The 17,176-nt window shown below is 27.1% G+C and carries 12 protein-coding genes; 3 read left to right on the top strand and 9 right to left on the bottom strand.

The annotated features are described in order from the left end of the window. Window positions 1-429: 429 nt before the first annotated feature. Window positions 430-1,899, bottom strand: a complete 1,470-nt coding sequence (gene cls / locus Bsans602_RS02240; RefSeq protein WP_500836910.1) for a cardiolipin synthase — start codon at window positions 1,897-1,899, stop codon at window positions 430-432. 864 nt (window positions 1,900-2,763) lie between these two features. On the opposite strand from cls, the gene Bsans602_RS02235 reads away from it, so the two are divergent. Next, window positions 2,764-3,369, top strand: coding sequence for a TonB family protein (locus tag Bsans602_RS02235; RefSeq protein WP_500836909.1), 606 nt, complete (start codon window positions 2,764-2,766; stop codon window positions 3,367-3,369). 152 nt (window positions 3,370-3,521) lie between these two features. On the opposite strand, the gene Bsans602_RS02230 is transcribed toward Bsans602_RS02235, so the two are convergent. The 8 genes from Bsans602_RS02230 to ribA all read right to left on the bottom strand — a co-directional run bounded on the left by Bsans602_RS02230 (window position 3,522) and on the right by ribA (window position 13,935). Then, window positions 3,522-4,259 (bottom strand): YciC family protein, encoded by a 738-nt coding sequence (locus Bsans602_RS02230; protein WP_500836908.1) that lies wholly within the window; start codon window positions 4,257-4,259, stop codon window positions 3,522-3,524. Between the two features lie 237 nt (window positions 4,260-4,496). After that, window positions 4,497-5,327 carry a tryptophan synthase subunit alpha gene (trpA, locus tag Bsans602_RS02225; protein WP_500836907.1) on the bottom strand — a complete coding sequence of 277 codons (831 nt, stop codon included), beginning with the start codon at window positions 5,325-5,327 and terminating at the stop codon, window positions 4,497-4,499. A 1-nt stretch (window position 5,328) separates the two neighbouring features. Then, the gene (gene trpB, locus Bsans602_RS02220; protein WP_500836906.1) at window positions 5,329-6,519 is read right to left on the bottom strand and encodes a tryptophan synthase subunit beta; all 1,191 of its coding nucleotides are present in this window, start codon (window positions 6,517-6,519) and stop codon (window positions 5,329-5,331) included. 46 nt (window positions 6,520-6,565) lie between these two features. Beyond that, complete coding sequence (gene trpCF / locus Bsans602_RS02215; RefSeq protein ID WP_500836905.1) at window positions 6,566-7,933, bottom strand: bifunctional indole-3-glycerol-phosphate synthase TrpC/phosphoribosylanthranilate isomerase TrpF; 1,368 nt, start codon at window positions 7,931-7,933, stop codon at window positions 6,566-6,568. 4 nt (window positions 7,934-7,937) lie between these two features. Further along, window positions 7,938-8,939 carry an anthranilate phosphoribosyltransferase gene (gene trpD / locus Bsans602_RS02210; RefSeq protein ID WP_500836904.1) on the bottom strand — a complete coding sequence of 334 codons (1,002 nt, stop codon included), beginning with the start codon at window positions 8,937-8,939 and terminating at the stop codon, window positions 7,938-7,940. Window position 8,940: 1 nt separating this feature from the next. Beyond that, on the bottom strand, window positions 8,941-9,540 hold the full coding sequence (locus tag Bsans602_RS02205; RefSeq protein ID WP_500836903.1) for an aminodeoxychorismate/anthranilate synthase component II: 600 nt from the start codon (window positions 9,538-9,540) through the stop codon (window positions 8,941-8,943). A 2-nt stretch (window positions 9,541-9,542) separates the two neighbouring features. Continuing rightward, window positions 9,543-11,105 (bottom strand): anthranilate synthase component 1, encoded by a 1,563-nt coding sequence (locus Bsans602_RS02200; protein ID WP_500836902.1) that lies wholly within the window; start codon window positions 11,103-11,105, stop codon window positions 9,543-9,545. Window positions 11,106-13,335: 2,230 nt separating this feature from the next. Continuing rightward, entirely contained in the window at window positions 13,336-13,935 is a 600-nt protein-coding gene (gene ribA, locus Bsans602_RS02195; RefSeq protein WP_500836901.1) for a GTP cyclohydrolase II, read from the bottom strand. A 1,564-nt stretch (window positions 13,936-15,499) separates the two neighbouring features. Between ribA and Bsans602_RS02190 the strand changes: the two genes are divergently transcribed. Both Bsans602_RS02190 and Bsans602_RS02185 read left to right on the top strand, forming a co-directional pair. Continuing rightward, window positions 15,500-16,285, top strand: coding sequence for an SDR family oxidoreductase (locus tag Bsans602_RS02190; RefSeq protein WP_500836900.1), 786 nt, complete (start codon window positions 15,500-15,502; stop codon window positions 16,283-16,285). 215 nt (window positions 16,286-16,500) lie between these two features. Continuing rightward, window positions 16,501-17,139: an MBL fold metallo-hydrolase gene (locus tag Bsans602_RS02185; RefSeq protein ID WP_500837393.1), complete on the top strand. Its 639-nt coding sequence runs from the start codon at window positions 16,501-16,503 to the stop codon at window positions 17,137-17,139. Window positions 17,140-17,176: the final 37 nt, after the last annotated feature.

Below are 17,176 nucleotides of genomic sequence, written 5' to 3'. Positions count from 1 at the left end.
TGTTATATTAAAGATATTATAATATTAAATTGAAAATGGATATAATGTGGATGCTAGATTTTTTTGATTTCATTAATTTTTTATTTTATATTTAATATATATTTTTTATTATGATTTGTGCTGTGATTATTTATAGCGATAATAATATATATTATACGTTTTGTTTGGTTGTGGTATGTGTATTTAATGGTTAAATTTTTTGTAATTTAATTATGAAGTTAAGCACAAATGTTAAATTAATGGTATTGAAGGGGACAAATTTTTATGTATAGTGTATAAATATTTTTTATCTGTGTAAATTAGTTATAATTATTGAGGGATGTTTGGTAAAGTAATATACATTATATTAAATGTTATTATCAGTATTTATATCGGTGGATTTAAATTAAGTTGAATGATATTATTATTTATATTGCAAATTAAAATTTTCTATAATAAAGGACTTAGGAAATAAAATAAACGCTCAATGACTCGTTCCCAGTAAGGACGATTAGCCCATTTTTGAGGATCAATTACTTTAGAATGAGAAATATAGTTTTGTTGTGTTTTTTCGAGTTCATCACTAAATTCTTGGCTATCAATGATTAAAGTAATTTCAAAATTTAGCCACAGGCTTCGTGCGTCTAAATTTACGGTACCTATTAGACTTAATTGTTGATCAACTAGTACGCTTTTTACATGCAATAATCCACTGTGGAATTGATGTATTAAAACACCAGCATTCAATAATTCACTAAAAAATGCTCTACTAGCCCAACTTACTAGTAAAGAATCGTTGTGTTTCGGAATAATGATATGTACTTCTACTCCTCGCTGTGCTGCTGTACAAATCGCATGCAATAAGTCATCGCTAGGTACTAAATATGGAGTAGTAATTACAAGCTTTTTACGAGCTTCATATAATGATATTAGTAATATTTGATGAATTATTCCTTCTGGACATCCCGGTCCAGAAGGAATAATTTGAATGGTGTGTCCTGTTGGCATTAATTCGTTAGCTGCTACTATGCGAGTGTTTAATAATACTGGTAATAATATATGTTGTCCTGTTTCAATTTCCCAATCGGAAGAAAATATTATACTCATCATTGAAGTTGCAGGCCCGTCAATTCTAACCATAATATCAATCCATTGTCCAATTCCTATATTTTTTTTAAATAACTGTGGATCTACCATATTCATACTGCCAGCATAGGCAATACGTTCATCAATTAATATCATTTTTCGATGTTGTCGTAAGTCCATGCGTCGCAAAAAGATACGTAGTAAATTGACATGTAACGCTTCTACTACATTAATTCCAGCTTGTCGCATTATATTAGGATACGAACTATTAAAAAAATTAGCACATCCAGCAGAATCTAATATAATACGACATTGGATGCCTCTGTGAGCTGCTATAATTAAATTTTTAATAACATGATCTACTAATCCTCCGGATTCCCAAATGTAAAATATCATATCAATACTGTGTTGGGCTAATTCAATGTCTTTAATTAAGGAAGTAATAGCATCGTTAGTTTTTTTAAATAATTGTATTCGATTACCTTTTAGAGCACCTATTCCTTGACGATGTTCGCAAAGCTTAAATAATGATGAGGCAATCGTGCTGTGTTCAGTTGAAAAAATATGTTTGTAGGTTTTTAATATTTGTATGCGACGTACAGTAGATAACCATGCTATTTTACTTCTAGTAGATCGTTGTTTACCAAGATTAGATTCTCCAAATAGCAGATATGTAATTATGCCTATTACAGGTAAAATGTAAATTACCAGTAACCATGCCATAGATGATGGAACTGCTCGACGTTTTATTAAAACTCGAAATGTAACTAACGCGATTAATAACCAATAACTGCATAAAAAAATACAATTAAAAATAGTATATATCGCGATCATGATTATAATAAATCCTATTTAGAATATTGTGGAATATTTTTAACAAAAGGTTGTTTGATTATTATTGGATATTTATTTTGTGACAAATTTTACAATTATATAAGAGGTCTACATATTTATAATAATCAAAATTTTAATTAGTAAACCATACTGGTTAAATATTAATAAATTTATATCAATAATATTGATTATGTTACGTTTTTATAAATCATAAACATACAATAATTACATAAAATTTTTGTCTATTAAATAAATAGGTATCCGTCATTGCAAAATTAGCAATTATTGCTCATCTTTAACTAAAATTTATTTATTATTTGATGTTAAATTAGTATATAGTTAAAATATAAAACTTAATATATGTGTTGAATTAAAATATTTTGATTTTAATTAGTTGTGGTTAATTTTATTAATATTTTTAGTAGAAAAATATATTTATTATTCAATGCATGTGAAAGAGTGTTGTTAAAAAATATTTTATATATATAAAATATGTAAATTTAAAACATGCTTAATATATATATGAGTATAATGAGGATAATCGTATAAATAAGTGATACATATTTAAGTGAATTTGAACTGAATACTGACATACATGTATTATTATTTTAACGTATATAGCAAAAGAAACATACAAAATATAAATGTGTTGTATACATGGAGTAACAAAAAATTTTTTAAAAGTATTAAGGAGCATGATAGAAGATTAATTTCTTGTATAAAATAATACATTATTTAACTTACATAATGCAATATAGGTTTTTAAAAAATTTAATTATAAATAATTATCGACGTATTTGGTATAAATTACATGCATCAATTTGTTTTTGTGTTTTTTTATCGTGTACAATACATATGTTTATAATGAATATACTATTGTATCAGTTTTCTCATGTTGTCAATAAGTCTGTTTGTATAGAAAAATCTAACATATTTACACTGTCGCTTCTGCAACCTGATCCGGAGCTACATGATTCATTGGAAGAAAATCAGTCATTAAGATTACTAAAAAAAAATCATAATCATCTAAACTCAAAAACTATAATTCACCCCGAACAGCAGCAGGTCGCAAATAATTCTAAAAATATATTAAATTCTAATGACAATTTTCCTGTAGTTAAGAAAAATAATATAAATATTTCAGAAGTTACAGAAAAATCTATGTCTTCTTTTAAAATAAATCATAATCAAAGTGATATATCTTCTTGTGTAGTCAATCGTATATATCCTGAATATCCTAATAAAGCAAAAATATTAGGTATAGAAGGAGTAGTAATTGTACAATATAATGTTAGTATTAAAGGTAAAGTTGATGGTATACGTATATTGTCAGCTACTCCTGTTGGCATGTTTGAAGAAAGTATTAGATCGGCCATGCGTCGCTGGGTATATGAGGATAATAAACCAAAAAAAGATTTAATTATTACTTTTAAATTTTGTTTAAATTCTAGTAAAAATTTTAGTAATTAAACATTTTAATAGTTAAATAGTTAGTAATTACTAATATATTTTATATAGAATAAAATAATGATCTGAATTAAATTAATGTACAGACCACCCTATATGGGATGGGTTTTTAAATTAAAAATTAATGATATTAAATATTTTATACACATGATAATTTATGTGTCCTGAACGATCATATATAAACGATATAGATATATTAAAATGATTACAGATAATGTATTACTAAGGCTGTTTACTAAAATTTTAGTAATAAATATCCAATAATTGTAATGATGGAATAAAATTAGCATCAACATTGTTTTAATAAAAAACCATAGTAATATTGGTGGTGTAATTAAATGAAAATTACGAGAACTGATTTTTATACTAAGACATACAGATTTTATAATGGGTAGATTGTCAGTAATGGCTATAACCGGAGTTAGACTTATAATAATAGCCAATATAATACCCGGAATAATTGCTATCATAAGTCCTAATTGCACAAGTAATGTAGTGCAGAAAATTAATAATAAGAATTTTGGAAATATTAACATTGCTGATGTAATAACGTTTCCTATGTTTAAATGTTGATTACTTTTATTAGCGGTAGATATTAGATGGAGCATAGTTAGGATACTTCCAGATAAAAAGGTACTACTTAATATTTTAGAAATACTATTAGCAGCAGACACTCTAAATAAAACGTATTGCTGATCTACTGATAATTCTCTGATTACGTTACGTAATCCTATTCCAATAAAATTATTCATGAATGTCAGCGCTTCTTGTTCTGGGAATAAAACATAGTCTAAACAAATTTGAATTAATGTTGTAATCAATATTAATATTATGATATTAGTGCAATAATTATGAATAAAATGTAATACATCTCGAGATAATTTAATTATCATAGTTTCTATAATTTTTCTCCAAAAACATTTTTTGAAAATAAAAAATCATATTTTTTAAAATGAAATTAATGAGATATGATTAAGTTATTTTATAATTCTTAGTAGCATTAATAGTTTATAATAAATTGAATATTTTTATTTTAATACTTCATGTTTCGTATATGCAGGTTTTACGTTGTTGTTATTATATTACATTAATAATTATATGTAATATGTAATAACATGTTTAGATTAATGTTAAGCGTTGATTTTGCGCATAGACGTTTTCATCAGATGTACTAGTTTTTTTAATTGTTCTAGTGTTAATTCTAGATTAGATATATTTTCTTCAATAATTCTTGCAATTTCAGACCCAGAAATAATTCCAGAGGTTCCTAATGATACTGATTCTTGAGCTTGTAGTGGTTGATGTATACCAAAACCTTGTAAAATAGGTATTTTTTTTTCTTGTTTTTGAATATATTGAATTAAATTATGTAAAACAGTAGTGTTAATTACGTTGTTGTTAATTTCAACCCCAGTGACTCCGGGACGGGATAATAAATAGATATATCCGCATCCTTGTCTTGTAATTTTATATATTAATTCTTCAGTAGCATTAGGCGGGCAAATGAAGATATGCGCTATATTATGTTGTATGGCAGCTTTATAAAATGGCAGGCTTTCTTCTATAGGCAGATCAGGAATTAGCACAGAATCTATATCTAGTTCTGAGCAATGTGAATAGAAATTGTTTATTCCATTTTTAAAAATTAAATTTGCATAGATTAATAACCCGATAGGTATATTTGGATATTTGTTACGAATATTTTGTAATATGATAAAACAACGTGAAAAATTTATACCTGATTTGAAGGCTCGTGCTATGCTTTTCTGTATCATAGGTCCATCTGATATAGGATCAGAAAATGGTATGCCTAGTTCTAATGCATCAGAACCTGATGAAATTAAAGAATCTATAATATGCATAAAAGAAACAGCATTAGGATCTCCTATAGTAATAAAAGGGACAAATGCTCCTGATTTATTTTGATGTAAGCGTGTAAATAATTTTTGATAACGATCCATTTTATGTCTCTCTTTGTTCTGCTAATACATTGTTAACTGTATGAATATCTTTATCTCCACGTCCAGATAAATTAACTACTAAAATTTGTATTTTATTTGGTTGTTTTTTAATTATTTTTAGCGCATATGCTAAAGCGTGAGCAGATTCCAAAGCTGGAATAATTCCTTCGTGAGCAGATAATTGTTGAAAAGCTTCTATGGCTTCTATATCACTAACAGATACATATTGCACTCGACCAATGTGTTTTAGATAAACGTGTTCTGGTCCAACAGATGGGAAATCGAGACCAGCAGAAACAGAATAGGAATTTTTTACTTGTCCATCTGAAGACTGTAGGATTGAGGTTTTCATACCGAAATAAATTCCTATTTTTCCGTGTTGTAGAGCAGCACCATGATATTCAGTGCTTATTCCTAAGCCCCCGGCTTCTACACCTAATAATTGTACTGATGGTATATCAATAAAATCAGAAAATATTCCGATAGCATTAGACCCTCCTCCTACGCAAGCAATAATTGCGTCTGGTAAACGTTGTTCATATATTTGTATTTGTTTGTGTGTTTCTGTTCCAATAATACGTTGAAATTCTCTAACAATTGTGGGAAAAGGATGAGGGCCAGCAGCTGTACCAAGCATATAATGAGTGTATTCATAAGTTTTAGACCATTCCCGCATAGCTTCATTACAAGCATCTTTTAAGGTTCCGGATCCATGATGTACCGGGATTACTTGTGTCCCCATGAATTGCATTCTTAAAACATTGAGCTCTTGACGTTTTATATCTTTAGATCCCATATAAATACGACACTTTAATCCTAAAAGAGATGCTGCAATAGAGACAGCAACTCCATGTTGTCCGGCACCAGTTTCAGCAATTATTTCTTTTTTGCACATACGTTTAGCTAATAAAGCTTGTCCTAGTACTTGATTAGTTTTATGAGATCCTCCATGTAATAAATCTTCACGTTTTAAATATAGTTTAGCACGAGTTCCTTTTGTTAAGTTTCTACATAATGTTAAAGGAGTGGGCCTACCAGCATAATGATTTAAAAGATATTTAATTTCTTTTTGAAAATCAGGATCATTTTGAGCTGATATAAATGCTTCTTCTAATTGAGTAAGAGCTGGCATTAGAATCTGTGGTACATACATACCTCCAAATTCACCAAAATAGGATTGTAATTTTATCATATTAATTATATTTGGTTCCTGTAATTATTTTAAATGTATTGATTGTTTAATACGAGTTTAGTATTTGAAATATTTTTATAAGTTTCTTATGATTTTTGATGCCTGGTCTAATTTCAACTCCGGAATTGAAGTCTAAACCTAAACAACCTATACGTGCTGCTTCTGTACAATTATTTATTGTTAATCCTCCTGCTAAAATTACTTTTTCTAATTGCATATTAGAAAGAAGTGACCAATCAAAAGTTTGTCCACTACCTCCTCCATTATCCATTAAATAGCGATCTACATTTAGTATATTACATGGTAATAAAAGTCTGCGATTCATATTAATGCTTTTCCATATATGACATGTAATTGGTAGTTGTTTTCTTAAAGTATTAATATAATCCTGATCCTCTGTTCCATGTAGTTGTACTGCTGATAGATTTAATATGTTTACTGTATTGATAATATAAGAAATAGTAGCGTTACGAAATACACCAACATAACTTAAATTTTTTACGCTAGAAACAATATGTTGAGCGGTAATGATATTTATATAGCGAGGTGAAGTGGAAACAAAAATTAATCCTCCATATATTGCTCCTAGTTTATTAGTAATATAAGCATCACTAACTCGCGTGAGTCCACATATTTTGTTTTCGCCTAAAATTAATTTTTTAACCGCTGTATCGATATGTGGTTGAGACATCAATATTGTTCCGATTAAAAATCCATTGACATATTGTCTAAGTTTTCTGATTTGACAATAACTATTAATACCGGATTCGCTAATTACTGTTATTGTGTTGGGTATATATTTACTGAGCGTGATAGTACGATTTAGATCAACGGAAAGATCATGTAGATTGCGATTATTTATACCAATAACTTTAGCTCCTAAATATTTGGCACGTTTTAATTCATTTTCGTTTACTATTTCTGTTAATACCCCCATATGTAACGTATGGATTATTTTAACCAATTTTTTATAAGTTTCATCATCCAAAATGGATAGCATTAATAAAATGGCATCAGCTTGATGTAGTCGGGCAAAATAGATTTGCCATTCTGAAATAAAAAAGTCTTTACATAATATTGGTTGTTTTACGATGTTACTTACTTGGTGTAAAGTCTCAAAATTTCCGTGAAAGTATTTGTCATCAGTTAATACTGAAATAACTGAAGAATATTTTTTATAGGTCTGGGCTATTTGGATAGGATTAAAATTATTACAGATAATACCTTTAGAAGGTGATGCTTTTTTACATTCTAATATAAATACTGTTTGTTTTTTATTAGATACAGCATTATAAAAATCACGATTGCTTACTTGTATCTTATTTTTTAAAATATGTAACGGGTGTTGTTTTTTTTGTTCAGTGATCCATATTGTTTTATATAATAAAATTTCATCAAGTATTGTGTGTTGCATGGTTTTACATCCTATTTTTTGATAAAGATAACAAACAAGTATAAGGAATACCATGGTGTATTTTATCTAAAGCTAGCTGTGTGTTATCACGTAAATTACTATATCCAAATAATTTTAATAATAAAGCTACATTAGCTGCTATTACGGCTGAATGCGCAGGTTTTCCTTTTCCTTTTAGTAAATTAATCATGTATTCGTGAGCTTGGTTTTTTGAGTGACAGCATAGTGCTTCTATTGGGTAGGGGTTTAATCCAAAATCTGACGCTGTTAAAATATAATAGTTTACTATATTATTGTGTAGTTCTGCTATATGAGTAGGGGCATGTAATCCTACTTCATCTATTCCTCCGCAATGCACTACTATTGCGTGATCATATTTAAGTAGTTGTAATACTTGAATCATAGGTGATAATAATTCTTTTTTATATACACCAATCAATGTCAATGAGGGCTTAGATGGATTAATTAATGGTCCTACTATATTGAATATAGTGGGGGTTTTTAATTGTTTGCGTATAGGCATTATACGAGATAATACTTCGTAGTATTGAGGAGCATATAAAAAACATATACCTAATGTGTCAAAATTTTTGCGTGCTTGTTGCACGTCGGTTTTTATGTATAAATTATATTTTTCTAAAAAATCTATTGATCCTGTTAGACTGGATATACTGCAATTGCCGTGTTTAATAATTTTTGCGCCACAAGTTGAAGCAACAATAGCGCTTGCTGTAGAAATATTAATAGTATTACTATGATCTCCTCCAGTGCCTGTGATATCTGCAAACAAGTTATTTGGACGTGGAAAAGGTTTAGCATGAGTTAATAATATATTTACAGCGCCCATAATTTCTTCGGATGTTTCCCCACGTGTTTTCATGCTAATAAGTGCAGATGCTATTTGTATAGAAGATAATTTTTCTTTTATTATGTCATAAAATAGTTTTTCACTTTGTTCTTGATTGATTTTTTTGCCTTGATATAAAGTTTCTAGGATATCTTGCATATTATTTTTTTCCTTGCGATAAACATTGTGCCCATATAATAGTTTGTTTAATAAGTTGTGTACCATGAGTGGTTAAGATAGATTCAGGATGAAATTGAAATCCACAAATTCGATCAGAATCATTACGTACTGCCATTGCTATATGCTTATTGTAATAGGCGTTAATTTTTAAATTATTTGGTATATAATTGCCTATTAGTGAGTGGTATCGTCCTACTAAAAAAGGGTTTGGTATATTATAAAACATAGCTAAATTGTCATGGTATATTAAAGAGGATTTGCCATGGAAAATCTTTTTTGATTGAGATACACGTCCTCCATAAAGTTCTACGATAGCTTGATATCCCAGACAAATTCCAATTATAGGAATTTGTCTGATTAATTTTTTTATTAACTGCGTCATGCACCCAGCTTGACTGGGGGATCCAGGACCTGGTGATAATATCAAAATTGGGTCTATCATATTCAACAGAGTATTTGTGATTATTGACATTGGTAATTTATTAGTATACACTATTACCCTATGTCCATCGGTGCGTAACTGATCTACTAAATTATATGTGAACGAGTCAATGTTATCTAATAATACTATGTTGCTCATTATTAAAATAACTCCTCAGAAGCATGTGCTGTAGCAATTGCGCGTAAAACAGCCCGTGCTTTGTTACGACTTTCGTCTGCTTCCGATTGAGGTATGGAGTCAATCACTACACCAGCTCCTGCTTGTACTGTAGCTATTTGATTTGTAACATAAGCTGATCGTATAATAATGCATGTATCTAAACTTCCAGAACCAGTTAAATATCCAATAGCACCACCATAAGTATTACGCCGTGCGCCTTCAATTTCGTAGATAAGTTGCATAGCTCGAATTTTAGGAGCTCCAGTTAATGTACCCATATTCATGCATGCCCGATAGGCATGTAATACATCAAGATCATGGCGCAATTCTCCTACTACTCTAGACACTAAATGCATAACAAAAGAATATCTATCTACTCTTAACAAATCAGCTACATACCGACTACCTGCTTTGCAGACACGTGCTAGATCATTTCTTGCTAAATCTACTAACATTAAATGCTCGGATAGTTCTTTATGGTTTAAACGCATTTCTAATTCTATGCGGTTATCTGCATCTGTATCTAATGATCCGTCAATATGATAAGTTCTAGCTCGTGTTCCGGCAATGGGATAGATTTCAATTTGTCGAGTATCTGCATTATATTTTAAAGAACTTTCTGGAGAAGCTCCAAAAAGTGTAAATATTATGTCTTGCATAAAAAACATATAAGGGCTGGGGTTGTTAGTTTTTAATATATGGTATGCTGCTAATGGTGAAGGACATGGAAGGAAAAAACGTCGTGAGGGGACAGCTTGTAAAATTTCTCCTTGACGTATAGCTCGCTTTATTTTACGTATAATTTTTTTATATTTTTCATCATTTGGACTACAACGTAGTGTCATATTATGTATTTTTTGATATGGGATAGTTTGAGGTGTTTGATTTAGTTGGGTTTTTAATTGGTTCATTCTGGTTTCTAATCTATTTTTTTCTAAAGTGTTTGAACTAAATAAAGTACTTTGTAATAAAGCAGTGTGTTGTTGATGATCAAAAATTAATAATGTTTCAGCTAAGTAGAAACAGTAGTCTGGGCATTTATAAGTATTAATTAGTTTAGGAAAATACTCAAAGCAAGATATTAAATCATAAGAAAATAGACCGCCTAAAAATATGGCTTTAGGAATATGTTCCAGTGGTTGTGCTATCATTAATAATGATCGTAAACAATCAAATATTGAAATTGATTGCAAACGTGCATCTTCATCAAGCATTGTTTGTATTGAAGGAAATATTAATTTGATTTTGTCAACAGTTTTATTAATCTTTACTTGTGTTGGGAAAGTTTTTCCTAGTAATGGAAGTAGACTTGCACCATTTTTAGTGAGAGCTTCTATAGTGACATTTGCTCCATAAGCGGTAATACGTAATGCGCTGTCAATGATCATCATGCTTTCTATATTATGTTTCTTATTAATTTCTGATGATTCTAATAATAATGTCGAATTACGGTTATTGCATAATTGGTTAAAAACTTCTGCAGGATTAGCATGGTAACGTACCGGAATATTTAAACACTCTATATGAATTTTTTGAAATTCCATTATTTGATTTTTCCAGTTATTTATTAAGACTATATATTAACGGTTTGATGAAAATATTTTCAAGTATATTAAACATTCTCAATAACTGTTTAAATACTATTAAATGATTAAGTAGACAGAATATTCAGTTTTATCTTAATATGATTACGTATCTATTTTATAAAAGATATGAATGTGCATTATCTTAGTATTACTATCTTTTTTTAAAATGTCAAATTACAATTATTGTAAAGATAGTAAAACTGTTTATTCAATATAATTTTTTATGTGTTCTTATGGCAAGCAATTATATTTTGTGGTTTTTGATAGTATAATTGTTTTGATAAACATAAATATATCAAAATAATAAATTATAAATGTATGAAAGTAAATATTTGTATTATTTCTATTTTAGATTATTTAAATTTGTATTATATACATGGTATATGAATCGTTATTATTTTTGGTGTTGTATAGATTGAGTATTAATTATTATTTAATTTTGAACTAATTACCATATAGTTTTATTTTAGTTAATGGTGTATCTGATAAATTAACAAATATTAAAATAAAGTATTAACAAATAGACGTTATAGTTTTATTTTATTTTTTACAAATTTAGTATTAATTAAATTATATTAATCTAAGTATAGAAAGATATAGTAATAGTTCGTTAAAATTTAATAAAAATTTTTAATGAGTGTTTATTAAATTTAATGTATAAATATTTAACAAATTTTAGATTGTTAAATATTTATGTTAAGTGAAGAATTCAATCTTGCTATAAAATAGTTTTTTATGTATGCATTTAATTTGAATCGAGTATATAATTAATTTTAATTTAATAAAAATCATGTTTTGTATTAAAGAAAATAAAATTGATATATTTTATCTTTGATTATATGCACTTAAAATCTATTGAGAATTGGCAAATTAATTGTTTAAACACATTTTAATTATTTAAAATTGTTACTATTTATTATGGATTGTTGTATGTGCGATTGATTGTCAAATATAGATTGTTTATAGAAATATATGAAAATACGTTTGACTTAAAATCCATAAAGTTTATGGTACGTAGAATATGGGATCAAATGTTTGTGTATTATATATAATAAGTTATGGATTAGCAGTCGTTATGATGTTTGAGATATGTAATGATTAATATAATTTAGTATGGATAAAAATATTTATTATCTTTCTTTTAATCAGTAATGTAAACAGATATATAGAATAGTATTTATTTTTTGAAACGGGATTGTGTTGGATTTATAGAATATTTTAATTAAAGTATAGATTGTTTTCATGGTATTGAATATATTTCAGATGAAATTATGTCGTGTAAGTATGTATATACAATGTAGTAAATAATTTAAATGAAATATAAATCTATAGTAATTGCGTTTAGATATAGAAATAAAGTTTAGTGATATATAGAAATGTATTGTATTTATTTAGTATAAAATAAAAATGATTAATAATAGAGGGTGTATTTATATTAAGGATACATGATAACAATGTCTATTGTTAGATAAATTGGTTGTTAATTATATAAATTGGTGTTTTAAAGATGCTGATTAATTTTATTATTTAAATAATTTATATTTTTAATATTATTTATTGTAAATTGTGGTTGTATATATTTTAAGAAGTATAAAATTAAAAAAGTAAATTTTAAAACTTTTTATAATTTATTAACATAATTTTATCCATAGTTAATTAATAGTTTAGTATTATTAGAATTTTTCATATGGTTTGGATGATAACTGATATTATCTATTATAAATTAGTATTAATTTATAATAGATTTTTTGTATAAAAATAAAGTGTAATTATATTATAAATTTGGATATTTGATTAAATTTAAATAAATAATGTTATTATTTAATAAATTGTAAAAATTATAGAACCAATATTTTTAATCAATTTTATGTAGATGAAAGGAAATAATTTTTATATAAGGCATTAAATTAAATAATTGAATACATGAGCTATCTATTAATAACAGATTATTCATATTTGTTATAATGAGTCAGCATTTTGATAGTATTTAAATATAATTTAATAGTGTTTAAAGATAGTATTAATATAATTAAATGTATATATACATATAACTATGTATGTTATATGTATACTATTGATGTAGTTCCATACATAAATTAATTATAGAAATAGTATTCTGTAATAGAATACTTTAGTTTATGTTAATAACGCTATATAATAATTAACAGCTAATTATATTAGGTATTAATTATTTCTTATTAGTTATAAATAAATGTCCTAATTTAGATGCTTTAGTATCTAAATATCTAGAATTTTCTGGATTCCTTCCTACTATTAATGGAATTCGTTCTGTGATGTTAATACATGATGTATTTAAAATTTCTACTTTTTTTGGATTATTTGTTAGAATACGTATTCTTTTTACGTATAATAATTTTAAAATATCTGCACAAATAGTAAAATCTCGTTCATCTGGAGCAAATCCTAGACATTGATTTGCTTCTACTGTGTCGGCTCCGCTGTCTTGTAATGCATAAGCGCGGATTTTATTTAACAATCCTATGTTACGTCCTTCTTGTCGATGATAGATTAAAATACCGCGTTTTTCTTCTGTAATACAATGTAGTGCTGTTTTTAGTTGAAATCCGCAATCACAGCGTGAACTAAATAAGGCATCACCTGTTAAACATTCGGAATGTATTCGTGTTAATACTGGATCAGATCCAGTGATATTTCCGTATATTAACGCGACATGATTATGTCCGGTACATTTTTCTTCAAATCCTACCACTAAGAAATTGCCCCAAATTGTTGGTAATTTTGCTTCTGTTACACGCCTAAGTCGCATATTTGCTACCTCTTTAAAGATGTCATCAATACTGTTTGTTTTTATTAAAGAATAGATGGTTTCTTAACAGTTGCATTGTATTGGAAAAAATATGTCATATTATATGATATCTATATTATGGTTATTTGTAGCACAATATATTTTAGTTAATAACGAATCATTTAGTATATATGATTATGGTATGATGATACGTGTAATTACTAAAGTTTATTATATGTTTTATTTGTATAAAATATCTATAAATTATATGTGAATGTTTTATTATCAGTTATTTTTTTTAAAAACTATATGTAAAAGATAGTATTTATTAAATAATAAAAATTATATTATATAGTTATAAATATGAATATCTCTTAAAATTATAGAATGATAACAATGAAATATTCTGAATAGGATTTATAAGTATTTATTATAGATTGTTGATTTAGGATAAATTTTTTATATAAGCAATTCGTAACAGTTAGTGTTTAATTATATTTATAATGAGAATACGCATTATTGGTACCTAAAATATCATATGTATTTTAATTTTATTTTAACGTATAAATTAATATAATAATCAATATAAATCAATAACATTTATGTTTCAATTATATTATACGATTGTAATTTTGTATATTTTATTTTTGTGTTTTGAATGTTATTTTTAAGATCTAAATATATAAAAATTGTCAAAGATAATAAAATAAAATTATTAATTTTTATATCTTTTATAAGATTAATTGAATATAGTTGACAGTTACTAAATATATATTTAGTAATCAAATAAAATGATAATAATATTAAATAATATTTAATTTCAGACGATGTATTATAAGGTTCTATATGAACAAATATAATCAGAGTAGTGCCTGTATATTAAATATAATGATTTTAAAAAAATTAATTTTTAATCATGATGGTAAAGTTGTTATAAATTATTAAAAATTGTTGATTATTTATGTAACATTTTAATACTGACAATATCAGTTAGTATGTGAAGTAGTTTAAAAATGAATCTACTATGACTGGTTAACTTTTTGTAAATAAATTGATTAATATAACATGAGGTATTTGAATTTTAATTATTAGTTATAATGATTTAATAATTTGTGTAAATATAGGATTTTTTAGAAGATATTTTGTAGATTAATGGTTATTTGAACAGAATTAAATGGCGTGGTATATTTTTAAAATAATGGCAAGTAAATTTTGATTTGATCAATATCATCACATGTTTTTATCAATTAAAGTTATTTATTATTAAATAATATAGTTTATTTCTTTTTATGATAGAGGCATTTTAACATTTGTTTAATACTGTATATATCTATCCATTTGTTTTGATATTTTTAAAGTTATATGTTCAATGATACAAATATTTATACCTATTTTAGGTTATATTGCTATAATGGTGGCGTTTTTGATGTTTTTAGAAATATTTCAATGTTAATTTGTATACTTGGGAGTAAGAGATATTTTAATAAAAATATAGCAATAGTTATTAGATTAATCTTAAGTATTGTTTATATTAAACATATTTTAGTGTAATTACGATAAACTATCATAGTTTGGAGATTCAAGTATGGCATTGCTTAGTAATAAGCGGATTTTAATTACTGGGATGGCTAGTCATCGGTCGATAGCTTATGGGATTGCTCAGGCTTTATATAGAGAAGGAGCTGAGTTGGCTTTCACTTACCATACTAATAAATTAAAATCAAGAGTACAGAATTTATCTAAGAATTTTGATTCTGATATTATATTACCATGTGATGTATCTGAGGATTGTTGTATAGATCAGTTATTTATTGAATTAAAAAAAAAATGGTTAACTTTTGACGGGTTTGTCCATGCGATAGCATTTGCTCCTACTGAACAGTTACAGGGTGATTATATTGATACTGTTACCCGTGAAGGTTTTGCGTTGTCTCATGCTATTGGTTCTTATAGTTTTGTAGGAATAGCTAAAGCATGTAGAAGTATGCTAAACAGAGAAGCATCTTTAGTTACATTAACTTATTTGGGTTCTATACGCGCTGTACCCCATTATAATGTAATGGGATTAGTTAAAGCTTCATTAGAAGCCAATACTCGTTATATGGCTAATTCTATGGGACCAGAGGGAATTCGTGTGAATGCAATTTCTTGTGGACCTGTGCGTACTTTAGCTTCTTCTGGCATTAAGAATTTTAAAAAGATGTTATCATACTTTCAGAGACAATCACCTATGCGGCGTTCTATTTCTATAGAAGAAATAGGAAATGTTGCTGCATTTTTGTGTTCTAATTTATCGTCTGGAATTACTGGGGAAATAATTTATGTTGATGGTGGATTTAATATTGTTTCCACAATGAATGATGAAAAATGATTTATGTAAATAATCGTGTTATATTTTAAATGTAGTCTGTATGGTTACATTTGTATAGAGCATTATATATAAAGTTATTTTTTATTTTAAAGAGTTTGAATTATGGTGTTTTTAATTAAAATATAGTATAAATTCAAAATTTTTAACAAATAGCAATTAAAAATTGTTAAATATTTTTAATATCAGATCTATACCTAATAATAGGATATATGAATATGCAATATCGTATTGTGCCAGTTACTTCTTTTAATCAAAATTGTTCGATAATTTGGTGCGAAATAACGCATAAAGCAACTTTAGTAGATCCTGGAGGAGAAAGCAATAAAATACAAACAGAAGTGAATAAGTTGGATGTGAAGATAGATAAAATTTTATTAACTCACGGTCATATTGATCATGTTGGTAGCGCAGTCGAATTAAAAAAATATTATGGTGTTCCAATAATAGGACCAAATAAAGCTGATCAGATATTATTGGATAGTTTGATTACTCAATGTAATATGTTGGGTGTGGATGTTCCTCATAATACTGCTGCGGTTGTTCCGGATGTTTGGTTAAAAGACGGTGATATAGTACAGGTAGGGTATGAAGTTTTTAATGTATTGCATTGCCCTGGCCATTCTCCAGGGCATGTAGTGTACTGGAATAAAATACAGAAATTTATAATTATGGGAGATGTATTATTTAAAGAAAATATTGGTCGTACAGATTTGCCAGGAGGTAATATTACATCTTTAATTAATTCTATTAAAAATAAGTTGTTTCCGTTAGGAGACGAAATTGTTTTTTTACCGGGTCATGGTGCCCGGTCTACGATTGGGCACGAGCGTACAAACAACACTTTTGTCGTGTAAAATAAAGCTCGTTTATTTTACAGTGTAACATAATTTC

The sequence above is a fragment of the Candidatus Blochmannia sansabeanus (nom. nud.) genome, from assembly GCF_059935345.1.
This window is presented reverse-complemented; position numbering and strand designations above follow the sequence as displayed.